This is a genomic window from Pseudomonas sp. R1-18 (assembly GCF_051132095.1).
Classification (GTDB): Bacteria; Pseudomonadota; Gammaproteobacteria; order Pseudomonadales; family Pseudomonadaceae; genus Aquipseudomonas.
The window spans coordinates 980938-1002992 of record NZ_CP071658.1 but is presented as its reverse complement, the minus strand read 5'-3'; the positions used below and the strand labels follow the sequence as shown (position 1 = coordinate 1002992).

The window sequence follows — 22055 nt, the reverse complement described above, 5'->3', positions numbered from 1 at the left end:
AAGGTCGCAACAGGACAGTACAAATGAACGTCGAGCTGCATGCCCATACACCCCTGCTGATCGCAGTAGATTCTCGAGGGCTGAAAGTACGCAGCATCGCGTTTTACCGTGCAGGGCACTATCAACCGGCCGATGAGCGTGTTGTCGATCAAACCTACGATGGGGCAGGTCGCCTTGTCAGCCAGTGCGATCCACGTCTTTCGCACCCAAACCTCACCACAACTTACAGCCTCAGCGGCCAGCCCTTGCTTATTGACAGTGTCGATTCCGGCTGGCGGCTGGGGTTATTGGGCGAAGCTGGGCAGGTCGTCGAGGGATGGGACACCCGAGGCATCCACCGCCAGGTCGAGTACGACACTCATCTGCGGCCTATAGGCATCCACGAGCAAGGGCTGGTCTGCGAGCGCCTGACCTACGGCGGCCTTGGCGATTTCGAACGTAACCGGTGCAATCGGCCGATCCGTCACGATGACCCTGCCGGTAGCCAATATCTATCGGAGTACGGTGTGCTTGGCTCGGTCCTGATCCAGGCCCGGCGCTTTTTATTGGCCGCAGAGACACCGGACTGGCCGCCGGCGGAAGCCAAGCGCGATGTGCTGCTCGAAAACTTCCAGCTGGAGACACACCGGACTTTCAACGCCTTGGGCGAAACCATCCGACAAACCGACGCCCTCGGCAGTGTGCAGCACTTTACGCACACCCCGACCGGCCAACAGAAAACCATCCAACTGACAATGCCCGGCGCCGGCTACGCCCAGCCCCTGGTCAGCGAGATCCGCTATAACGCATTCGATCAGGTGGAGCAGGAGACGGCCGGCAATGGCGTCGTCATTCGCTCGCGATACGACCCGCAGGACGGCCGGCTGATGGAACGCAACGCCGGTCTGGATGGCAAAGCAGCGCTGCTGCATCTCACCTATGGCTACGACCCGGTTGGCAATATCCTGCACATCGAAGACACCGCCCAGCCGGTACGCTTTTTCTCCAACCAGCGCGTCGAACCGGTCAGCCGTTATAGCTACGACACGCTGTATCAGCTGATCGAGGCCACCGGTCGTGAGGTCAATACCGGCGCCAGCCATGGCCCTGCCCTGCCCGCTCTGCAGAACCTGCCACCCGATGCGAACCGGGTCGGCAACTACACCCAACATTACGACTACGACACTGGCGGCAACCTGTTGCAGATGCGCCATGTCGGCGCGCACTCCTTCACCCGAACCCTGCGCGTTGCCCCCGACAGCAATCGCAGCCTGCCCGAAGGCGAGGTGGAGGTGGACTTCGACGAAGCCTTCGATGCCAACGGCAACCTGCTGCACCTGGTACGCGGCCAGACGCTGGACTGGGACCCGCGCAACCAGCTCCGGCAGATCACGACCGTAACGCGCGACGACAGCGCCAGCGACTGCGAGCGGTATGTGTATGACGGCCAGGGCCAGCGCTGCCGCAAGATCAACAGCGCGCAGACTTCCAGCCGTACCTTGAACAACGAGGTCCGCTACCTACCGGGGCTGGAAATCCGCACCACCGCCGACGGGGAAATCCTGCACGTCATCACCGCCCACAATGCGCGAGTCCTGCATTGGCAGGCAGGCTTGCCGAGCGGCATCGAGAACGATCAAATCCGCTACAGCCTGAACGATCAATTGGGATCGAGCACGCTGGAGCTGGACCAGCTTGGCGGGCTGATCAGCCAGGAAAGCTACTACCCGTTCGGCGGCACCGCCTGGTGGGCGGCGCGCAGCACGGCGGACGCGAAATACAAAACAATCAGGTATTCAGGCAAGGAGCGCGATGCCAGCGGGTTGTATTACTACGGCTTCAGGTATTACGCGCCGTGGTTGCAGCGGTGGATCAACCCGGATCCGGCAGGAGACGTGGATGGGTTAAATCTTTACCGGTTTTCCAGGAATTGTCCGATATCATTGATGGACCCATCCGGCGCAAGTCCTTTCAACTTCAACGATGTGCTTGATGAACTTGATAAGAGTGGCGATCCGGTCGAGGCCATCGGACTTGAAAACGTTGCCCGATGGAACCCGGCATTTGGTGGAACCTTGGCTGTAGCCTTGTCAGCCAGCAGAAAAGGGCTGGCGTTTGCGCGCGCAACAATCAACCGAGAAATGTTTTCTTCCACCAACCCCATACATCGCGAGACGCTGCTGCGCCACTTTCGCACCGAGTCTGAAGCTAGCCATGACAATGACATACGTATTCTCGGATTCCTTGGCCAACAGATTGGAAAATTATCCTCATTCCTTCAGAACTGGGACAGCGCCCGGATGGTTGGTGTTGGCGGTGACAGAGAAAGCAGTCAAGTGGCCTGGCAATATACTCACGACCCTGATAAACATCTCTTTTTACGAAATGGCGTTGTACATGAAAGCGCCCACCATACTGCCTGGAATATCATTCACGAATCGTCACATATAGCTCTTGGCACTAGCGATTTTTGGTATATACGCATTCCAGGAGCAACTCCAGCGAAAGCTGAAGGGCTTGCCTCATATAGTGGGCGCATCCAATTTCTGTCCGACTTGCAGCGCCAACAATTCCGACACGCAACCATGATATGGGATGGGCCGGACAAAGAAGATTTTGACAGCGCAGCTTTCAAGAACGACCCTTTTCAGCGCAGTCAGGTAATACTGAAGAACGCTGACTCTATAGCCTTGTTGGTCTCGTCAATCAATGAAAAATTCGCCGGGCCGATGGCGAACATTACGGTACTTAACGAACAACCTTCTATCGTTCCTGCCTTGACTATTCCCTCAGCATGTTTGCGCAGACATGAAAGTCGACGTTTATCGTTATGATCCGATACTTGAATAAATTTATTTAAACCGCACACAAGGACATTGCGGATGAACATGACACTGCATGCCCACACCCCCATAGTGGTGGCCGTAGAGCCGCGCGGTCTGGCCGTGCGCCGCATTGCCCAGTGTCGTGCTGAGCCGAATCAGGCGACTGAAAAGCGCATTACACGTAAGGTCTACGACGTGGCAGGCCGCCTCGTCAGTCAGTGCGATCCGCGTCTGGCGCATCCCAATCTCAGGACGATCTACAACCTTAACGGCCGTTCTCTGTTTACCGACAGCGTCGATGCCGGTTGGCGATTGATCTTGATGGGCGAGGCTGACCAGGTTGCGGCAGCATGGGACGGCCGCGGCATTCAGCGCCAGACCAGGTACGACAATCAGATGAGACCGGTGAGCATCGTCGAACAGGGTCTGGTCAGTGAGCGCCTGGCCTACGGCGGGCCTGACGATTCCGAGCATAATCGGTGCAACCAGCTGATCCGTCATGACGACACCGCCGGCACCCGGTATCTACCGGAGTATGGCTTGCGCGGCTCGCCCCTGACCGAGGCCCGAAGCTTTTTGCTGACCGCAGAGACACCGGACTGGCCGCTGGCCGAAGCCGAACGCGACGCACTGTCAGAAAGCAACCGGCTGGAAACGCAGTGGACCTTCAATGCGCTGGGCGAAACCATCAAGCAAACCGATGCACTGGGCCATTCGCAGTACCTCCGGCACACCGTTGCCGGGCAACTGAAAGCTGTGGAACTCACCTTGACCGCAGCCGCGCAGCCGCAAACGCTGGTCAGCGACATTCACTACAACGCCCTTGATCAGGTCGAAGAGCAAACGTCAGGCAACGGCGTGATCAGCCGGGCTGTCTATGACCCCGCCAGTGGCCTGCTGCAGAGCATGACCGCTGGCCGTGCCGGTCATGAAATTCTGCAATCGCTGCACTACGGCTATGATCCGGTCGGCAATATCCTGCACATCGAAGACACCGCCCAGCCGGTGCGTTTTTTCGCCAACCAGCGCGTCGAGCCGGTCAGCCGCTATACCTACGACACCCTGTATCAGCTGATCGAGGCTACCGGTCGTGAGGTCAATACCGGCGCCAGCCATGGCCCTGCCCTGCCCGCTCTGCAGACCCTGCCACCTGATCCAAATCGAGTCAGCCGTTACACCCAGACTTACGACTATGACACCGGAGGCAATCTATTGCAGATGCGCCATGTCGGCGCGCAATCCTTCACCCGAACCCTGCACGTTGCCGCCGACAGCAATCGCAGCCTGCCCGAGGGCGAGGTGGAAGTAGACTTCGACGAAGCCTTCGATGCCAACGGCAACCTGCTGCATCTGGTACGCGGCCAGACGCTGGACTGGGACCTGCGCAACCAGCTGCGGCAGATTACGACCGTAACGCGCGACGACACCGCCAGCGACAACGAACGCTATGTCTACGACGGTCAAGGTCAGCGCTGCCGCAAAATCACCAGCGCGCAGACCTCCAGCCGTACCTTGAGCAACGAAGTCCGCTATCTACCGGGGCTGGAAATCCGCACCACCGCCGACGGAGAAACCCTGCACGTCATCACCGCCCACAACGCGCGAGTACTGCATTGGCAGGCAGGCTCGCCGAGCGGCATCGAGAACGATCAAATCCGCTACAGTCTGAACGATCATTTGGGATCGAGCACGCTGGAGCTGGACCAGCATGGCGGGCTGATCAGCCAGGAAAGCTATTACCCGTTTGGAGGCACTTCCTGGTGGGCGGCGCGCAGCACGGTGGAAGCGAAATACAAGACAATCCGGTATTCGGGCAAGGAGCGCGATGCCAGCGGGCTGTATTACTACGGCTTCAGGTATTACGCGCCGTGGTTGCAGCGATGGATCAACCCGGATCCGGCAGGAGACGTGGATGGGTTGAATCTTTTTTGTTTTGTAGGGAACAGCCCCGTTACATCATTCGACCTGAATGGCTTCATCACTGAACAGACCGAAAATGGCCAGATCTGGTTTGCGGACGAAGGACTTCAAGCTCGCTTGGAGAAATTACAGCGACAATCGCCAGAGCGCGACCACCTGCTTAAAACCAGGTATATCCATCAACACGAAAACACTTACACGATAGGGTCGCTGTATTATCACGAAGATTACGAATGTGTAGATTATTTTGAGAACAAGTTCATGCGCCATAAGTGGACATTCAAAAAAAATTTCAAGCATGTCCGGGCAGAACCTGTAGTCCATGCGGATGAGGTAGCCGTTGAGCAGTATCTAAGAGTGTCACGCGCGGTAGGTTTTTCCAACGCATTGCCGTCAGTGATAAAACGCAGTCTGGTAATAAATGAAGGCGTCATGGAGGTCGCTCGAAAATATGCGAGCGGCTCACCACAGCTGATGGAAGCCTTTCTGACGAGCACCCAGAACGGTAAAAGCACCCAAAGGCTGCTGAACACTTTCAGATTGCGGCCGATCCGGGTTGAAACCAGGTTCTCGGGGTCTTCGGACCTTGACGTCTATATTCACGTCAAACCACAGGAATTAAGGGTGGCCGAACAGGATACCTTGGTCGATCAACTAGCCAGGCTGGCGGCTCCAGAGGCGGAACAGCCCGCCAGAAACTCAAGGTTTTCCGTAACCCCCGTTGCGACACCTTCAGCGTCAAGGTTCAGAGTTTTGCCAGTCGATGATGACGTGCTGAATAAACCTGATGCACGTCGATCGAGCAAAGGTTCAGGAGCAAACCGGTAGATTCTCGAGCATCGCCAGAAATCAACCCGTGGGATCACGGATCGATTCGGCCCGCGACCTTGAACCGAGCTCTTCAAATCGCGGACCGGAAGTTTACAGGTGGGGAGTCAGCGAGACTCACATTGCGATCAGGGTTGTATTTCAGTCCCCAAAAGCTCCAGAAACGCCGCCAGCCAGGCCGGATGCGCAGGCCATGCGGGAGCGGTGACCAGATTGCCCTCGGTGTGAGCCGCAGTGATTTCGATGTCCATGAAGGTCCCGCCCGCCAGCCGGACCTCCGGTGCGCAGGCCGGGTACGCGCTGCATTCGCGACCTTTGAGAATGCCCGCGGCGGCCAGCAGTTGTGCGCCGTGACAAACTGCGGCGATGGGTTTGTCGGACTTGTCGAACATACGAATCCATTCAAGGATGGTGTCGTTGAGACGCAGATACTCGGGTGCCCGCCCGCCGGGAATCAGCAGCGCGTCGTAGGCTTCGACGTTCACTTTATCGAAGTCGTAATTCACCGCGAAGTGATGCCCGGGTTTTTCGCTGTAGGTCTGGTCGCCCTCAAAATCATGGATCGCCGTGCGGACCGTCTGGCCGGACGTCTTGCCGGGACATACCACGTGCAGCACATGCCCGATCATTTTCAGCGCCTGATACGGCACCATCACTTCGTAGTCTTCGACGTAATCGCCGACCAGCATGAGGATTTTCTTGGCAGCCATCATCATTCTCCTGGTGGTTATCCATCAGAGAACAGATTAGGCCTGGTGCCGGGAATTGTCTCATTGCCGGCGCGCTATCAAGTGGAGGAAGATAAATTTTTGTCGCCTGCCACTCCGCCGTCGCCAGCAAGCTGCCTCCCACGAGCAAGGTAACAGCAGCAAGAATTCCGGGCGGATTCTCAATCCCGCCGAATCAACAGATTGACCACCAATCGATCGACCCAACCCCATACTTGCTGTTTCACCCGCCGCCACAACGGTCGGGCCTTCCAGTCCGCCAGGGTGATTTCGGTACTTTGGGCAAAGTCCTTCTCAAAGCTGGCAACCACATCCCGTGTCAGCGCAGGGTCCAGCGCTTCAAGGTTGGCCTCAAGGTTGAAACGCAGGTTCCAGTGATCGAAGTTGCACGAACCAATGCTCACCCAATCGTCGATCAGCACCATCTTCAGGTGCAGAAAGCACGGCTGGTATTCGAATATCTGCACCCCGGCGCGTAGCAGCCGCGGGTAGTAACGATGTCCGGCGTAGCGCACCGAGGAATGGTCAGTGCGCGGACCTGTGAGCAGCAGGCGCACGTCGACGCCCTGTGCCGCGGCCCGACGCAGCGCGCGGCGGACTTTGAGGGTCGGCAGAAAATAAGGCGTCGCCAGCCAGATGCGCTTGCGCCCGGCGTTCAGCGCCACAACCAGTGACTGCAGAATATCGCGGTGCTGGCGGGAGTCAGCGTAGGCAACCCGCCCCAGCCCGTGACCGGACACCGGCACCTTGGGCAAATGCGCGAGCCCGAAATTTTCCATGGGTCGCCAGGCGGTGCGCTGCGGATTGGCATGGAATTGCCGGTTGAACAGCGCCTGCCAGTCGGTCACCAGCGGCCCGGTGATTTCGACCATGACCTCATGCCATTGACTCACCTCCCGACTTGGCTCCCAGAACTCATCGGTAACGCCAGTGCCGCCCACCACCGCCAGCGCTTTGTCGATCAGCAGCAGCTTGCGGTGGTCGCGATAGAGGTTGCGAATGCCGCGCCGCCAGAAGATCGGGTTATAGAAACGCAAGATCACGCCCGCTTCAGTCAGCTGTCGACGCAGCCCGGCGTCGAATGCCTGGGAACCGAAGCCGTCGAACAGGCACCTTACGATCACGCCGCGCCTTGCCGCATCGACCAGCGCCCGGACGATGGCGTCGGCGCAAGCACCGGCTTCGACCAGATACAGCTCCAGGTCGACTTGCTGCTCGGCGCGGTCGATAGCGGCGATCATGCGCGGAAAGAATGCCGGCCCGTCAATCAGCAGCTGAAAACTGTTGTCCTTGCGCCACGGAAAGATCATCCCGGCCATGTCAGCGCGCCGTGAAGATCAGCACAGCGCCAACCGGCACCGACAGGCTGATCGCCGAAAGCTGCGCCGCACTGCGCAAGGCGCTGAAGGCAGGCACCAGACCGAAGTCCTGAGCGTGAACCACCAACGGCTCAAGCGTCACGACCTGAAAGCGCCGATCATCCAGACGCGTGGCCAGCAGCTGAGCGTTGTAGCTGTGGGTTTTTCCAGCCAACTGCACGCTCAGCGGCAGGCGCAGCTCCAGCTGCGCACCCGGCGCGAGTGCATTGATAGGACGCAGGTCGAGCTGCGCGTTGATGCGCGCGGCGGGGAATTTACGAATCTGGAAGACTTGATCGCGAATACGTTCATCGCGCAGCGGGATACCGGTGCTCACCGACTCCAGTTCGACCTCGACTTCAGCCACGCCCTTGCCATCCACCTTGCCATGCAACACCAGGAAGCGATGCACCTCGGCGATATCGGCATTCTTGGTGGAGGTGAAGGACAAGCGTGACGATTCGTTGTCCAGGTACCAGTTGGCGTGGGCGGGTAGCGCCAGTGCGGCCAGTAGTGCCAGCAGCAGGCGAGGCGTGGTGGGCATGCAAACTCCATCGGTCAAGGTCGGCGCAACCTTATCCGCCTGTCTGACCGCTGGCAATCCGCTACGTTCGTCTCGATGTTACTAACGATGTGACTCAAGGCTTCAATCGACAGCCCTGTCTGGGTCCCAGCCAGGTAGCGGTGCTGCTCCGCCCCAGACCGCTGGCGGTAACGACCTTTTTCAACGCGTCATCGGTCACGGCGCTGGGCAGGTACTGTCTGACGTACCCTCGGCAATACATCTCGGAAAGGTTCATCACGTAACGGCAGGAACAATACTCCTTGGCCGTATAGGCGCTGATGATGCCGGGAAACGCACGCAACGCGACACGATGCTGCCAGGCCAGCACCGCAAGCGTGGCGGATGCCAGCAGCAACAGGCTGATGACGGGCCGACGCCGGATGAAGAACGGGCGGCCGCTCACGGAGTGCGCTCCTGACCGAAAGCCGCGAGCACCTGCCTGAGCAACCGGTTGTGATCGTAGCTGCCGTCGCGATCGTCGGCGTAACGCACCACCACCAGGCGTTCGCCGGGCAGTACATACAAAGCCTGCCCCCAATGTCCCAGCGCGGCGAAGGTGTCAGGCGGTGCGTCCGGCCAGGGCCCGACGGTTCCCGCCGCTGTGCGATTGAGCCACCAGTGGCCGCCGGGCACTTCGCCGCCGGACTGCAGGTTAGCCCCATGAAATGGTGTGAGCACAAAATCCAGCCACGGTCGGGGCAGCATCTGACGCGACTGCCAGCGCCCGCCACGCTGCATCAGCAGACCAATGCGCGCCAGATCCCGCGCGGTCATGTAGACGTAGGACGAGCCGACGAACGTGCCGCTGCCATCAACCTCCCAGACAGCGCTGCGAATGCCCAGCGGATCGAAGAGCGCGGTCCATGGGTAGTCAGGATAGGTCTGCGGCCCGACCATGCTTTTCAGCGGTGCGGCCAGCACGTTGCTGTCACCGCTGGAATAGCGGTACGCAGTGCCCGCCGGGGCAAAGCTCTGGTGCCCGGCGGCGAAGCTGGCCATGTCGTTGCGACCGCGGGTATAGAGCATCGCAACGACCGAGGAGTTGAGCGGCGCGTATTCGTAGTCTTCCTGCCAGTCCAGGCCGGACGCCCAGTGCAGCAGGTCTTTGAGGGTAATCGTCGGATGCGCCTCGAACGGTGGGTAGAACTTCGCAACCGGATCGTCGAGCTGGAAACGGCTTTCCCCGAACGCCACGCCGAGTAGGCTCGCCAGGATGCTTTTGCTGATCGACCAGGTCAGATGCGGTGTCTCTGCGGTAGTCCCTCCGGCATAGCGCTCGTAGATGATTTCACCGTCGTGGATCACCAGCAGCGCATCGGTTCGCACACCGGCACGGGTCGCCTCGTCTCGGGACGGGAAGGCATAGTTTTCCAGCGCCTCCAGCGCGGCTGTCCGAGTAACGGGACGCGATGACCACTGCTCGCCGGGCCATGTCTCCGCCAGAGCGGACTGGGCGCTGATACCCACACAGGAAAACACGCACAGACGCGCGAATCGAAGCAGCATGGCCGGTCCTCGGCAAGGCAATCCGGGCACGGTAGCAAGGGTTCGTGACAGAACGTGGATGGTACGGCGCAGCGGTAATCTGCTGGATGGGAGCTTGCTCGCGACGGCAGCGTTCCAGGCAATGGACCTGCTGCGTATGTACCGGCCTCCTCGCCAGCAAGCTGCCTCCCACATTTTTCGAGGCGTGCTGATCTATTGTAGGAGCGACCTTGGTCGCGAGGATGTTCTGGCCGACACGTATCCTGTGTCAGTACCGGCCTCCTCGCCAGCAAGCTGCCTCCATATTTTTTCGAGGCGTGCTGATCCATTGTAGGAGCGACCTTGGTCGCGAGGATGTTCTGGCCGACACGTATCCTGTGTCAGTACCGGCCTCTTCGCCAGCAAGCTGCCCCCAACGTTCAAGGCGCTCTTGTTGCGGTGGCCCGAACGGCGTCACACAACCATCACCAAACTTTCATGGTCATGACACGGCGTGTCCATAGCCTGCAATTGCAGCAAAGCGCTTGGACCACTCAGTCGACCGGCCGGCCCGCAACGCTGGCACAGGAGAGTTTGCATGACCCAGATCGCCCGCATTCGTGACAACACTTCGGAACGTCGTCTTCAGGCCGAACGGCTGGTCGGGCCGAGTGCTTTACAGGAAGCGCAGGCCTTGCGCTTCAGTGTGTTCAGCGCAGAGTTCAACGCTCGTTTGAACGGCGCCGAGCTGGGCCTGGACATGGACGATTACGATGTTCACTGCTCGCACATCGGCGTGCGTGACCTGAGCACCGGGCGGCTGGTGGCGACGACTCGCCTGCTGGACCACAAGGCGGCCAGCACGCTGGGCCGATTCTACAGCGAAGAAGAGTTCAGCCTGCACGGCCTGGCCCATCTGCAAGGCCCGATTCTGGAACTGGGTCGCACCTGCGTCGACCCGGCCTACCGCAACGGCGGGACCATCGCCGTATTGTGGAGTGAGCTGGCCGAAGTGCTCAACGAAGGCGCTTACAGCTACCTGATGGGCTGCGCGAGCATCCCGATGCAGGACGGCGGCGTTCAGGCGCATGCGATCATGCAGCGTTTGCGCGACCGTTATCTGTGCACTGAACACCTGCGCGCCGAGCCCAAAAACCCGCTGCCGCAGCTGGACATCCCGGGCAACGTGATCTGCGAAATGCCGCCGCTGCTCAAGGCCTACATGCGCCTGGGGGCAAAGATCTGCGGCGAGCCCTGCTGGGACGAAGATTTCCAGGTGGCCGACGTGTTCATCCTGCTCAAGCGTGACGACCTGTGTCCGCGCTATGCCCGTCACTTCAAGGCTGCGGTGTGATGAGCCGGCTGCGCGGCTATGTCCGCGTGGTACGCGTGCTGTTGGTGGTGGCGTTGGGACTGATCATCGCCGGTGCGTTCGCTGTGCTGGAACGGACCCGGATTGGCGGTTCCATGCAACGTCGCCAGCGCTGGAGCCGCTGGTTCATGGCTCGTCTGAGCAACGCCCTGCCCTTCCGCGTCACAGTCAGCGGTAAGCTGCCGACCCGACCGATGCTTTGGGTCGCCAACCATGTATCCTGGACCGACATCGCTCTGCTCGGCATGCTTGCGCCGCTCTCGTTTCTGTCCAAGGCCGAGGTCCGCACCTGGCCGGTGGCCGGCTGGCTGGCGCTCAAGGCCGGCACGCTGTTCATTCGCCGTGGCTCGGGCGACAGCCGATTGCTGCAGAAGCAAATGAGTAGCCATCTGCAGCAAGGCAACGCGTTGATGATTTTTCCGGAGGGCACCACCACCGACGGACGAAGCCTGCGCACCTTCCACGGTCGCCTGTTATCAAGCGCCATCGACGCCCAGGTCGAGATTCAGCCCGTGGCCATCGCCTATTCCCGTAACGGAAAGCCTGACCCAATCGCGCCGTTCATTGGCGATGACGACCTGCTTTCGCACCTGCGTCGCCTGTTCGCCAATGAACAGAGTGACGTGCATATTCACCTGCTCGAACCGATCCAGACGGCTGATCAGGAGCGCGCCGCCCTGGCGTTCCAGGCTCAGCAGGCGATTCGCACCGCGCTGTTCGGCGTCGAAGCTCAGCCGAATGAAGGTGTGTCCCGCCCGGCCAAGGCGGCCTGAGCGTACGCCCGCAGCACCGGATAGAACTCGTCGAAATCGGCACTCAGCGGTTGGTAGAGAGCGCGCAGTTGCTGCATGCCACCCGCCAGCCTTTCCGGCCGAGACAGGCGCCGTGAGATACCGGCCAGCACTTGCTCCAGCACCTCGAAATCCCGGTAAGAACCCAGCCAGTCCTGCGCCGCCATCCGCGGCGCCACGTATGCCAGCCGTTCGGGCAACTCCGGCTCGGCGAGCAGCACGTCGTAGACCCTGCGAGTGAACGCGTCCAGCGGCACGTCCGCGTGCAGATGCCAATCCCGCGCCAGGCAATGGTCAAAGAAAACGTCCAGCATGATCCCGGCATAGCGCCGCTGCTCGCTCGGGAAACGAGCCAGAGCGCGCAAGATCAGTGGGTGGCTGTCGGTAAAGGAATCAATGCTGCGATGCAGACGGATGGAGGCTTCCAGCTCGGCCGGAAACCGGCCGGGCAGCAGGCCTTTGACGAAGTCGCCATACAGGCTGCCCAGCAATTGTGCGGGCCGCTGGCCGCCAAGATGAAGGTGCGCGAGATAGTTCATGGACCAGAGCCTACGCCGATTTGGCGCGGCGGGCCAATATCGTTATAACCCGATATATCGATTTCCATGCCCTTCAGCACCCTTTCATATTTGTATATCGCGAAATATAGATATAAGGTTCGTCGTATCGCGATATAGCGTTACACCGCTTTCGCACACTGTAGAGAACGACATGCCTATCGACCTCGACGAAATCATGAAAGCCCTGGCGCACCCCGTTCGCCGCGAAATCCTGACCTGGCTCAAGGACCCGCGCGCGTGCTTTCCGGCGCAGGAGCACTCCATCGAACACGGCGTCTGCGCTGGCCAGATCGATCAACGCGCCGGACTTTCCCAATCCACCGTGTCCGCGCATCTGGCCACCCTGCAACGTGCCGGCCTGATTTCCAGCAAGAAGGTCGGCCAGTGGCACTTCTTCAGACGCAATGAAGAAGTCATCCAGGCCTTCGTAGCGGCGCTGGTTCAAGAGCTGAACAACCCGTCCTGATTTTCATATCCAAGGAGATGCTTCGTGCCCCTTTCGCTACTCATCCTGGCCCTGAGCGCCTTCGCCATCGGCACCACTGAATTCGTCATCATGGGCCTGCTGCCCGATGTCGCCGCTGACCTGGGCGTGTCGATTCCCGGCGCCGGCTGGCTGGTCACCGGTTACGCCCTGGGCGTGGCCATCGGCGCACCCTTCATGGCGATGGCCACCGCCCGGCTACCACGCAAGGCCGCACTGGTCACGCTGATGGGCATCTTCATCGTCGGCAACCTGCTCTGCGCGCTGGCCAGTGACTACAACGTGCTGATGTTCGCCCGGGTGGTCACGGCGCTATGTCACGGGGCTTTCTTCGGCATTGGCTCGGTGGTGGCCGCCGGTCTGGTTCCGGCCAATCGTCGTGCGTCGGCCGTGGCGCTGATGTTCACCGGCCTGACTCTGGCCAACGTGCTGGGCGTGCCATTGGGCACCGCTCTGGGCCAGTACGCCGGCTGGCGCTCGACCTTCTGGGCGGTGACGGTTATCGGGGTGATTGCCTTGATCGGCCTGATCCGCTTCCTGCCAACCAACCGTCAGGAAGAAAAGCTCGACATGCGCGCCGAACTGGCCGCGCTCAAGGGTGCCGGCATCTGGTTGTCGCTGAGCATGACTGCATTGTTTGCGGCCTCGATGTTCACCCTGTTCACTTACGTCGCGCCGCTGCTGGGCGAAGTCACCGGTGTTTCTCCGCAGGGCGTGACTTGGACCTTGCTGCTGATCGGCCTGGGCCTGACGGTTGGCAACGTGATCGGCGGCAAGATGGCCGACCGCCGCGTGTCCTCGACGCTGATCGGCGTCTTCGTCTCGATGGCGGTGGTTTCCACGGCGTTGAGCTGGACCAGCGCGGCACTGATCCCGACCGAAGTCACCCTGTTTCTCTGGGCTATGGCCGCTTTCGCCGCCGTCCCTGCCCTGCAAATCAACGTCGTGACCTTTGGCAAAGCCGCTCCGAATCTGGTCTCCACGCTCAACATCGGCGCTTTCAACGTCGGCAATGCGCTCGGCGCCTGGGTCGGCGGCAGTGTCATCGCTCACGGCCTTGGTCTGACCAGCGTGCCGTTGGCAGCGGCGGCGCTCGCCGTGCTGGCACTGGTGGTGACCCTGATTACTTTCCGTCAGACCGGTAACCCCGATCTGGCCCCAGCTACCAACTGATCTGAAGAGGATTCTGACGCATGGCTACAATCTTTGACCCGATCACCATGGGCGACCTGCAACTGCCCAACCGCATCATCATGGCGCCGCTGACCCGTTGCCGCGCCGACGAAGGCCGCGTGCCCAACGCGATGATGGCCGAGTATTACGTCCAGCGCGCTTCCGCAGGCCTGATCATCAGCGAAGCCACTTCGGTAACGCCAATGGGTGTCGGTTACCCGAACACTCCGGGGATCTGGTCCAATGATCAGGTCCGCGGCTGGAGCAACATCACCAAGGCCGTTCACGGCGCTGGCGGCCGTATCGCTCTGCAGCTCTGGCACGTGGGGCGTATCTCTCACTCGTCCTACCTGAACGGCGAAACGCCGGTCGCTCCGAGCGCCATCAAGCCGGATGGTCATGTGAGCCTGGTTCGCCCGATCACTGGCTTTGAAACCCCGCGTGCGCTGGAGCTGGCGGAAATCGGCGATATCGTCGAGGCCTACCGGGTTGGCGCGGAAAACGCCAAGGCTGCGGGTTTCGACGGCGTGGAAATCCACGGCGCCAATGGTTATCTGCTGGATCAGTTCCTGCAGAGCAGCACCAATCAGCGCACCGACCAGTACGGCGGCTCGGTGGAAAACCGCGCCCGACTGTTGCTCGAAGTGACTGACGCCGCGATCGATATCTGGGGGCCGGGTCGCGTAGGTGTACACCTGTCACCACGCGCCGATCTGCACGACATGGGCGACGAAAACCTGGCCGAAACCTTTGGTTATGTGGCGCGGGAGCTGGGCAAGCGCGGGATCGCCTTCATCTGCGCCCGCGAACGCGATGCAGACGACAGCGTCGGCCCGCAGCTGAAAAAGGAATTCGGCGGCGTGTACATCGCCAACGAGAAGTTCACCAAGGACAGCGCCAACGCGTGGCTGGCTGAAGGCAAGGCTGACGCGGTGGCATTCGGCGTGCCATACATCGCCAACCCGGACCTGCCGGAGCGTCTGGCGCAAGACGCACCGTTGAACGAGCCGCACCCTGAAACGTTCTACGCACCGGGCCCGGTCGGCTACCTCGACTACCCGCGTCTGTAACTACGCTGCAGACCTGTAGGAGCGGACTTGTCCGCGAAGAGGCCGGTACAGGCGATACACGTACCGGCCTGTCGCGGGCAAGCGCGCTCCTACAGTTACGGTGCCGGTGGCCTCAGCGCTGTGCGTTGACTTGCTTGGACAGCGTCTGAATCTGGCTGGTCAGGGTATTGATGTTGCGGGTCACCTGCGCGCGGAATGCATCGAACTCAGCGGTGTTGCTCGCCGCGGCAGGTGCCGGACGATTCTCCTGCTCGCTCTTGAGCACGATCATGTCCTGCTCCAGCCTTTCAATCGCCGCTTCCGGATTGCCCTGCTTTTTCAAGGCCGCCACATCGGCGCTCAGGCTCTTGAGCTGGCTGTCGAGCTTGCCCTGCTCGGCTTGTGCAGCCTTGAGGTCAGGCAGCGCGGCTTTCAGACTGGTCAGTTCGGTGACCACATTCTTGAGTTGTTCCTGCAATTGAGCGTTGTCGGTCTGCTGCTGAGCAGCCTGAGCCGCGATCTGCGCCAGACGCTTGTCCAGGCTCGACTGCTGACCTTCCACGCCTTCGCGCTGCTTGTCCTGATCGTCGAGTTGCGATTCGAGCAGCCTGATTCGCTGCTTGAGCGCTTCGCCCTCGCTGGACAGCGACTCGGTCGCCACCACCTTGCCGGAAATATCCTGCAGCCGTCCCGCCGCTTCTTCGCTGATGCGCGCGAAGCTTTCCTGGGTCGCGACCAGTTGCTGCTCCATCAGCGAAACCTGCTGAAAACTCCACCAGCCCAAGCCACAAAAGGCAATGAACAGCGCGCCAACCAGAGCCCAGAGCGGGCCAGTGCTTGGTGCTTTTACCTTGGCCACAGGCGTAGTACGCGAATAAACCGTGGTGCGCTCGCGAGCACCCTTGGTCGGGATGAAATCGTCGTCATCATCCTTGGCGCTGAGGCTGGGGACGTCGTCGATGTCGTCGTAGGGATCGTTACGCATGGGCAACCCTTTCAAAAAGCTGTTGAAACAAAAGTTGAGCAGTATAACTACGGCGTTGAGTCCCTACAGTGCTCAGGTCGTTTGTTGCGCTTGCCACCAGCCGCAGAATTCATCCAGTGCGGTCCACAGGCTGACACGCGGATCGTAATCCAGATAATGCCGGGCGCGGCTGATATCCAGGGTGAAATCCATGTTCATGATCTGCATGCCAAGACGCGACAACGTCGGTTCGGGCCGACCAGGCCAAAGCATGCAGGCCCCTTCATTGATTGCGGCCGCCATGTACGCCAGCCCGTAGGACCGGTAACGCGTGACCTGCGGCAATTGCATCTGGCGCATGACATAGTTGATGGCATCCCACAACGGCACCGGCGTACCGTTGCTGATGTTATACGCCTTGCCCAGCGCCGAACCCGATGCCAGCAGACTGCTTAACATAGCCTGATTAAGGTTTTGCATGCTGGTGAAGTCCACCCGGTTCAAGCCGTTGCCGACAATCGCCAGACGCTTTTTGCGCTGCATGTGCAGCAGACGCGGAAAGATGCTTGTGTCACCCGCTCCCGTCACGAACCGGGGTCGCAAGGCGATGACTTCCAGCCCGAACTCTTCGGCGCCGAAAACCTTTTGCTCGGCCAGGTGCTTGGTCGCCGCGTAATGGTTGTGCAGGCGCCTGGGCACTTGTTCTTCCTTGATGCCCAGATGCGAGTGACCATCGAAATAGATCGAAGGCGACGACAGGTGAACGAGCCGCCTCACCCTCTGCTTGAGACACGCCTCGACGACGTTTTCCGTAAGCTGCACGTTGCCGATCATGAAATCCTGGCGACGCCCCCACGCGCCGACAGCCCCGGCACAATGCACCACGGCTTCCACGTCGTCACACAGATCGCTGACCAGATCGGCGTCAGTCAGGTCGCCTTGAATGAATTCGGCGCCACGCCGCACCAGATGCTCGACACCTTCGGCACGCCGGCCGTTGATCCGCACGCTCATGCCCTGCTCCAGGGCAAAGCGCGCAAAGCGCCCGCCGATGAAGCCGCTTGCGCCGGTGACCAGAATCTTCATTTACTTACCGCTCCGTTAACGCTGATGCAGACCGGCTCGAAACCTGTCTGCTTTTACCTGAACCTGTTGACGCTCACTCGCCGTCCAGCGGCACCAACCATTGACTGGACGCCCGCGCAAGATGCTCGGTAAGCCGGTTCAACAACTGACCGCCAGTGCGCCAGTGATGCCAGTACAAAGGCACGTCGATGTAGCGCTCCGGCACCAGCTCCTGCAATAGCCCGACCTGCCGCTGATCGCGGACTTGCAGCTCGGGCACCAGCCCCCAACCCAGACCCGCTTCGATCATCCGGATGAAACCTTCTGACGACGGGCACAGATGATGCTCGAAACCGCCTTCGACCCCAAGCAAGGCAAGGAAGCGATGCTGAAGATAATCATCAGGGCCGAATACCAGCGCCGCCGAGCGCACCAGACGCTCCGGGGTGACGCCATCCGGAAAGTTGCGGGCAATGAACGCCGGGCTGGCCAGAGCACGATAGCGCATGGCGCCGAGCGGGCGACTGCGCGCGCCGGCAACCGGGCGCTCGCTGCCGCACAGGCACGCCGCCACTTCCCCGGCGCGCATGCGCTTGAGGCCCACGTCCTGATCCTCTACCACCAGATCCAGCAACAGGTGGTGCTCGGCGCAGAAGTCACCGACAGCCTGTGCCCACCAAGTCGCGAGGCTGTCGGCATTGAGCGCGATGCGTAGCCGCTCGGGCATCCCCTCTTCATCGAGCGCCGGAACCTGGCTCTGCAGGTCACGTTCCAGCAGCCGCACCTGTTGCACATGGTTGAGCAGGCGCCGACCGATCTCGGTGGGGCTCGGCGGCGTGGCGCGTATCAGCACTGGCTGGCCGATGCGTGCCTCCAGTAACTTGATGCGCTGCGACACCGCCGACTGCGACAGGCCCAACACCTGAGCGGCACGCTCGAAGCCGGCCTGTTCGACCACAGCGGCGAGCGCGGAAAGCAACTTGTAGTCGAACATCAGTTTCTCTAATGGCCAATCAGGATTATTGGTTTTCCTTATACCTCCATCCGCCGGACAATCGCCACCTCCCTGGCACTTTCCGGACATCACTTTCATGTGGCAAAGCTATCTCAACGGGCTGTTGGTCGCCGCCGGCCTGATCATGGCAATCGGTACGCAGAACGCATTTGTTCTCGCCCAGAGCCTTCGGCGTGAGCATCATCTGCCGGTGGCGATGTTGTGTGTCGTATGCGACGCGATTCTGGTGGCGGCAGGCGTATTCGGACTGGCCAACGTGCTCGCGCAGAACCCGACCCTGCTAGCGGTAGCGCGCTGGGGCGGCGTGGTGTTTCTGATCTGGTACGGGATTCAGGCGCTACGTCGCGCATGCTCGACCCAGAGCCTGGCGCAGAGCGACACCACCGGTTTGCGCTCACGCCGCGCGGTGCTGCTCAGTGCCCTGGCGGTCACGCTGCTCAATCCGCATGTCTACCTGGATACCGTGCTGTTGATCGGCTCGCTCGGCGCGCAACAGACCGAGCCCGGCGCTTACGTGGTCGGTGCCGCAAGCGCGTCGCTGCTATGGTTTTCGACCCTGGCCATCGGCGCCGCATGGCTTGCGCCGTGGCTGGCGCGGCCGGCCACCTGGCGCCTGCTGGATATTCTAGTCGCGGTGATGATGTTCGGGGTCGCGGCACAGCTGATTCGTGGCGTCTGAACGAATGATGACCGATGGGTCGATGGCTCTGGAACCTCTATCCCACACAGTTGTTGCGTGGTTAAGCCGCAGGTCGGGTGCTATGATCCGGGGTCTGCGCCGCCAAAAGAGTAAAACTCCCGGTGCATGCTGAATCTGGCCGCCCGTGATCGGCCTTGCGATTACTGCAATTGACCTGAAAGGAGATAGACCATGGCTTTTGAATTGCCGCCGCTGCCCTACGCCAAAGACGCTCTGGCACCGCACATTTCCGCGGAGACACTGGAATATCACCACGACAAGCACCACAACACCTACGTCGTGAACCTGAACAACCTGATCCCAGGCACCGAGTTCGAAGGCAAGACTCTGGAAGAAATCATCAAGACTTCTTCGGGCGGCATCTTCAACAACGCAGCTCAGGTCTGGAACCACACGTTCTACTGGAATTGCCTGGCGCCAAACGCTGGCGGCGAACCTACCGGCGAACTGGCCGACGCCATCAATGCTGCGTTCGGTTCCTTCGACAAGTTCAAGGAAGAGTTCAGCAAGATCACCATCGGTACCTTCGGCTCCGGCTGGGGCTGGCTGGTGAAGAAAGCTGACGGTTCCCTGGCTCTGGCCAGCACCATCGGTGCCGGCAACCCGATGACCAGCGGCGATACTCCTCTGCTGACCTGCGATGTCTGGGAACATGCTTACTACATCGACTATCGCAACCTGCGTCCGAAGTATGTTGAAGCTTTCTGGAACCTGGTGAACTGGGACTTCGTGGCCAAGCAATACGCGGCCTGATCCACGTTCGTTCAAAAAAACCCGGCCAAGCGCCGGGTTTTTTGCGAGCAGCTTGTCCAAGCGCCCAAAGTTGCCACATTTGCGCACTTTTTCATCAATGACTGATGTTTCAAGCTAGTGCAGAACAGGGATAGCGGACTAATATCACACCCTGATCGCTCCCCTGCTCGCCCGTCAGCTGTGGGGGCGACCCGGCCGCAATGAGGCCGGGCCTGGCAGGTCGAAGATGACAAGCAGCAACCGCGAAACAGCCTCGGACTGAGGCAGCTGGTTCGTTCGATGGTAATTGGTACTACGTTCCCGATACGGATTAAGGAATGACCATTTGAAGCTGGAGTTCAAGAACAGCCTGTCAATGAAGTTGCTGCGCGTCGTGCTGCTGTCGGCATTGCTGGTGGGCGTTGCACTGAGCTGCGCGCAAATCATCTTTGACGCCTACAAGACGCGCCAGACTGTCGCCGGTGACGCCGAGCGCATCCTTGATATGTTTCGCGACCCCTCGACCCAGGCCGTCTACAGCCTGGATCGCGAGATGGGCATGCAAGTCATCGAAGGTCTGTTTCAGGACAAAGCCGTGCGCATGGCATCCATCGGCCATCCGAATGAAACCCTGCTGGCAGAGAAAGAGCGCCCCCTAAAAGAGACTTCCACCCGTTGGCTCACTGACGTGATCCTCGGCCAGGAGCGCAGCTTCACGACCCAACTCGTCGGGCGCGCGCCCTACAACGAATACTACGGTGATCTGCGCATCACCCTGGATACCGCGACCTACGGCGAGGGTTTCCTGATCAATGCCGGGATCATCTTCATCGCTGGCGTGCTGCGGGCGCTGGCGATGGGTCTGGTGCTGTACCTGGTTTATCACTGGTTGCTGACCAAACCCCTGTCGAAAATCATCGACCATCTGACCAACATCAACCCCGACCGCCCCAGTGAACATTTGCTGCCCTTGCTCAAAGGTCATGAGAAGAACGAACTGGGTATCTGGGTCAACACCGCCAATCAACTACTGGCTTCCATCGAGCGCAACGCGCATCTGCGGTACGAAGCCGAGAACAGCCTGCAACGCCTGGCCCACTCGGACTTCCTGACGGGTTTGCCCAGCCGGGTACGTCTGCAGACGCAGCTGGACAACATTCTGGAAGATGCAGGGCGTGCGCAACGCCGTGTCGCGGTTCTATGCGTCGGACTGGATGACTTCAAAGGCATCAATGAGCAGTTCAGCTACCAGTCCGGCGATCAATTATTGCTGGGGCTCGCCGACCGTTTGCGCGCTCACAGCGGGCGGCTCGGCGCGCTCGCGCGGCTGGGCGGCGATCAGTTCGCGCTGGTTCAGCCTGGGATCGAACAGCCTTACGAAGCGGCGGAGCTGGCGCAGAATATCCTTGATGCGCTGGAAGCGCCGTTCGCCGTAGGCGACCACGAAATCCGCCTGCGCGCCACCATCGGCATCACCCTGTTCCCGGAAGACGGCGACAGCACCGAGAAGCTTCTGCAAAAAGCCGAACAGACCATGACGCTGGCCAAGACCCGCTCCCGCAGTCGCTATCAGTTCTACATCGCCAGCGTTGACAGTGAAATGCGCCGGCGCCGCGAACTGGAGAAAGACCTGCGCGATGCTCTGCCCCGCGACCAGCTGTATCTGGTCTACCAGCCGCAGATCAACTATCGCGACAATCGGGTGATGGGCGTGGAAGCGCTGATCCGCTGGATGCACCCCGAGCATGGTCTGGTTCCGCCGGACACCTTCATCCCGCTGGCCGAACAGAACGGCAGCATCATCGCCATCGGCGAGTGGGTGCTCGATCAGGCTTGTCGTCAGTTGCGCGAGTGGCACGACCAGGGTTTCACCGACCTGCGCATGGCGGTCAATCTGTCGACTGTGCAACTTCACCATGCCGAGCTGCCGCGAGTGGTCAACAACCTGATGCAGATATACCGGCTGCCACCGCGCAGTCTGGAGCTGGAAGTCACCGAAACCGGTCTGATGGAAGACATCACCACCGCGGCCCAGCACCTGTTAAGCCTGCGTCGCTCCGGCGCACTGATCGCCATCGACGATTTCGGCACTGGCTATTCATCGCTGAGCTATCTGAAAAGTCTGCCGCTGGACAAGATCAAGATCGACAAAAGCTTCGTGCAGGACCTCATCGACGACCACGATGACGCCACCATCGTGCGCGCCATCATTCAGCTGGGTAAAAGCCTGGGCATGCAGGTCATTGCCGAAGGCGTGGAAACGCTGGCGCAAGAGGCGTATATCATCTCCGAAGGCTGCCATGAAGGTCAGGGCTATCTGTATAGCAAGCCCCTTCCGGCCCGTGAGCTGCTTGCCTACCTGAGGCAGAACCAACGCAGCGACGCCGCGATTTCCTGAGATCAGGCCGCGAACTACCCGGTCGACAGCGTTCTGTAACCGACTGTTACAAACCGCGTTCTCTATACGCGACTTCACCGGCCTT

At 60.4% G+C, this 22055-nt stretch carries 18 protein-coding genes and 1 pseudogene; 10 read left to right on the top strand and 9 right to left on the bottom strand.

What is annotated here, in order from left to right; translation table 11 throughout:
- Positions 1-23 precede the first annotated feature (23 nt).
- Both J3P77_RS04650 and J3P77_RS04645 read left to right on the top strand, forming a co-directional pair.
- Positions 24-2813, top strand: coding sequence for an RHS repeat domain-containing protein (locus J3P77_RS04650; RefSeq protein ID WP_434679934.1), 2790 nt, complete (start codon positions 24-26; stop codon positions 2811-2813).
- A gap of 48 nt (positions 2814-2861) precedes the next feature.
- A pseudogene (locus J3P77_RS04645) lies at positions 2862-4793 on the top strand (RHS repeat-associated core domain-containing protein); the annotation flags it as partial.
- A gap of 887 nt (positions 4794-5680) precedes the next feature.
- On the opposite strand, the gene J3P77_RS04640 reads toward J3P77_RS04645, so the two are convergent.
- The 5 genes from J3P77_RS04640 to J3P77_RS04620 form a co-directional block, all read right to left on the bottom strand.
- A complete protein-coding gene (locus J3P77_RS04640) occupies positions 5681-6262 on the bottom strand; it encodes a DJ-1/PfpI family protein (protein ID WP_434679932.1) in 582 nt (193 codons plus the stop codon).
- A 179-nt stretch (positions 6263-6441) separates the two neighbouring features.
- Entirely contained in the window at positions 6442-7599 is a 1158-nt protein-coding gene (locus J3P77_RS04635) for a phospholipase D-like domain-containing protein (protein WP_434679931.1), read from the bottom strand.
- A gap of 1 nt (position 7600) precedes the next feature.
- Positions 7601-8182, bottom strand: a complete 582-nt coding sequence (locus tag J3P77_RS04630; protein WP_434679930.1) for a YceI family protein — start codon at positions 8180-8182, stop codon at positions 7601-7603.
- 94 nt (positions 8183-8276) lie between these two features.
- Positions 8277-8606, bottom strand: a complete 330-nt coding sequence (locus tag J3P77_RS04625) for an amidase (protein ID WP_434679929.1) — start codon at positions 8604-8606, stop codon at positions 8277-8279.
- Positions 8603-9709 (bottom strand): serine hydrolase domain-containing protein, encoded by a 1107-nt coding sequence (locus J3P77_RS04620; RefSeq protein ID WP_434679928.1) that lies wholly within the window; start codon positions 9707-9709, stop codon positions 8603-8605. The genes J3P77_RS04625 and J3P77_RS04620 overlap by 4 nt, the downstream gene beginning before the upstream one ends.
- A 556-nt stretch (positions 9710-10265) precedes the next feature.
- Between J3P77_RS04620 and olsB the strand changes: the two genes are divergently transcribed.
- The gene (olsB, locus tag J3P77_RS04615) at positions 10266-11021 is read left to right on the top strand and encodes an L-ornithine N(alpha)-acyltransferase (protein WP_434679926.1); all 756 of its coding nucleotides are present in this window, start codon (positions 10266-10268) and stop codon (positions 11019-11021) included.
- A complete protein-coding gene (locus tag J3P77_RS04610) occupies positions 11021-11812 on the top strand; it encodes a lysophospholipid acyltransferase family protein (RefSeq protein ID WP_434679925.1) in 792 nt (263 codons plus the stop codon). Before olsB ends, J3P77_RS04610 begins: the two co-directional genes overlap by 1 nt.
- On the opposite strand, the gene J3P77_RS04605 is transcribed toward J3P77_RS04610, so the two are convergent.
- Complete coding sequence (locus tag J3P77_RS04605; RefSeq protein WP_434679923.1) at positions 11770-12369, bottom strand: ACP phosphodiesterase; 600 nt, start codon at positions 12367-12369, stop codon at positions 11770-11772. The genes J3P77_RS04610 and J3P77_RS04605 overlap by 43 nt on opposite strands.
- A 172-nt stretch (positions 12370-12541) precedes the next feature.
- On the opposite strand from J3P77_RS04605, the gene J3P77_RS04600 reads away from it, so the two are divergent.
- From J3P77_RS04600 to J3P77_RS04590, 3 genes are read left to right on the top strand one after another with little or no spacing between them, the layout of a single operon-like run.
- On the top strand, positions 12542-12856 hold the full coding sequence (locus J3P77_RS04600; protein ID WP_434679922.1) for an ArsR/SmtB family transcription factor: 315 nt from the start codon (positions 12542-12544) through the stop codon (positions 12854-12856).
- 24 nt (positions 12857-12880) lie between these two features.
- Positions 12881-14047 (top strand): MFS transporter, encoded by a 1167-nt coding sequence (locus J3P77_RS04595; protein ID WP_434679921.1) that lies wholly within the window; start codon positions 12881-12883, stop codon positions 14045-14047.
- Between the two features lie 20 nt (positions 14048-14067).
- The gene (locus J3P77_RS04590) at positions 14068-15117 is read left to right on the top strand and encodes an alkene reductase (RefSeq protein ID WP_434679920.1); all 1050 of its coding nucleotides are present in this window, start codon (positions 14068-14070) and stop codon (positions 15115-15117) included.
- 112 nt (positions 15118-15229) lie between these two features.
- Here the strand turns inward: J3P77_RS04590 and J3P77_RS04585 are convergent, their stop codons facing one another.
- The 3 genes from J3P77_RS04585 to J3P77_RS04575 all read right to left on the bottom strand — a co-directional run bounded on the left by J3P77_RS04585 (position 15230) and on the right by J3P77_RS04575 (position 18119).
- Positions 15230-16081, bottom strand: a complete 852-nt coding sequence (locus J3P77_RS04585; protein ID WP_434679919.1) for an ATPase — start codon at positions 16079-16081, stop codon at positions 15230-15232.
- 72 nt (positions 16082-16153) lie between these two features.
- Positions 16154-17146, bottom strand: a complete 993-nt coding sequence (locus tag J3P77_RS04580; protein ID WP_434679918.1) for an NAD-dependent epimerase/dehydratase family protein — start codon at positions 17144-17146, stop codon at positions 16154-16156.
- A gap of 73 nt (positions 17147-17219) precedes the next feature.
- Entirely contained in the window at positions 17220-18119 is a 900-nt protein-coding gene (locus J3P77_RS04575) for a LysR family transcriptional regulator ArgP (RefSeq protein ID WP_434679917.1), read from the bottom strand.
- A 97-nt stretch (positions 18120-18216) separates the two neighbouring features.
- Between J3P77_RS04575 and J3P77_RS04570 the strand changes: the two genes are divergently transcribed.
- From J3P77_RS04570 to J3P77_RS04560, 3 genes are all read left to right on the top strand, one after another.
- On the top strand, positions 18217-18819 hold the full coding sequence (locus J3P77_RS04570) for a LysE/ArgO family amino acid transporter (protein WP_434679916.1): 603 nt from the start codon (positions 18217-18219) through the stop codon (positions 18817-18819).
- Positions 18820-19011: 192 nt separating this feature from the next.
- Positions 19012-19593, top strand: coding sequence for a superoxide dismutase [Fe] (gene sodB / locus J3P77_RS04565; protein WP_434679915.1), 582 nt, complete (start codon positions 19012-19014; stop codon positions 19591-19593).
- Positions 19594-19948: 355 nt separating this feature from the next.
- Positions 19949-21970, top strand: coding sequence for a putative bifunctional diguanylate cyclase/phosphodiesterase (locus J3P77_RS04560; RefSeq protein ID WP_434681886.1), 2022 nt, complete (start codon positions 19949-19951; stop codon positions 21968-21970).
- Positions 21971-22055: the final 85 nt, after the last annotated feature.

What these genes read in the sequence shown, in the direction of transcription:
- J3P77_RS04650 (WP_434679934.1), top strand. Translation starts at nt 24, where the DNA reads ATGAACGTCGAGCTGCATGCCCATACACCCCTGCTGATCGCAGTAGAT.
- J3P77_RS04640 (WP_434679932.1), bottom strand. Translation starts at nt 6,262, where the DNA reads ATGGCTGCCAAGAAAATCCTCATGCTGGTCGGCGATTACGTCGAAGAC.
- J3P77_RS04635 (WP_434679931.1), bottom strand. Translation starts at nt 7,599, where the DNA reads ATGGCCGGGATGATCTTTCCGTGGCGCAAGGACAACAGTTTTCAGCTG.
- J3P77_RS04630 (WP_434679930.1), bottom strand. Translation starts at nt 8,182, where the DNA reads ATGCCCACCACGCCTCGCCTGCTGCTGGCACTACTGGCCGCACTGGCG.
- J3P77_RS04620 (WP_434679928.1), bottom strand. Translation starts at nt 9,709, where the DNA reads ATGCTGCTTCGATTCGCGCGTCTGTGCGTGTTTTCCTGTGTGGGTATC.
- olsB (WP_434679926.1), top strand. Translation starts at nt 10,266, where the DNA reads ATGACCCAGATCGCCCGCATTCGTGACAACACTTCGGAACGTCGTCTT.
- J3P77_RS04610 (WP_434679925.1), top strand. Translation starts at nt 11,021, where the DNA reads ATGAGCCGGCTGCGCGGCTATGTCCGCGTGGTACGCGTGCTGTTGGTG.
- J3P77_RS04605 (WP_434679923.1), bottom strand. Translation starts at nt 12,369, where the DNA reads ATGAACTATCTCGCGCACCTTCATCTTGGCGGCCAGCGGCCCGCACAA.
- J3P77_RS04600 (WP_434679922.1), top strand. Translation starts at nt 12,542, where the DNA reads ATGCCTATCGACCTCGACGAAATCATGAAAGCCCTGGCGCACCCCGTT.
- J3P77_RS04590 (WP_434679920.1), top strand. Translation starts at nt 14,068, where the DNA reads ATGGCTACAATCTTTGACCCGATCACCATGGGCGACCTGCAACTGCCC.
- J3P77_RS04585 (WP_434679919.1), bottom strand. Translation starts at nt 16,081, where the DNA reads ATGCGTAACGATCCCTACGACGACATCGACGACGTCCCCAGCCTCAGC.
- J3P77_RS04580 (WP_434679918.1), bottom strand. Translation starts at nt 17,146, where the DNA reads ATGAAGATTCTGGTCACCGGCGCAAGCGGCTTCATCGGCGGGCGCTTT.
- J3P77_RS04575 (WP_434679917.1), bottom strand. Translation starts at nt 18,119, where the DNA reads ATGTTCGACTACAAGTTGCTTTCCGCGCTCGCCGCTGTGGTCGAACAG.
- J3P77_RS04570 (WP_434679916.1), top strand. Translation starts at nt 18,217, where the DNA reads ATGTGGCAAAGCTATCTCAACGGGCTGTTGGTCGCCGCCGGCCTGATC.
- sodB (WP_434679915.1), top strand. Translation starts at nt 19,012, where the DNA reads ATGGCTTTTGAATTGCCGCCGCTGCCCTACGCCAAAGACGCTCTGGCA.
- J3P77_RS04560 (WP_434681886.1), top strand. Translation starts at nt 19,949, where the DNA reads ATGAAGTTGCTGCGCGTCGTGCTGCTGTCGGCATTGCTGGTGGGCGTT.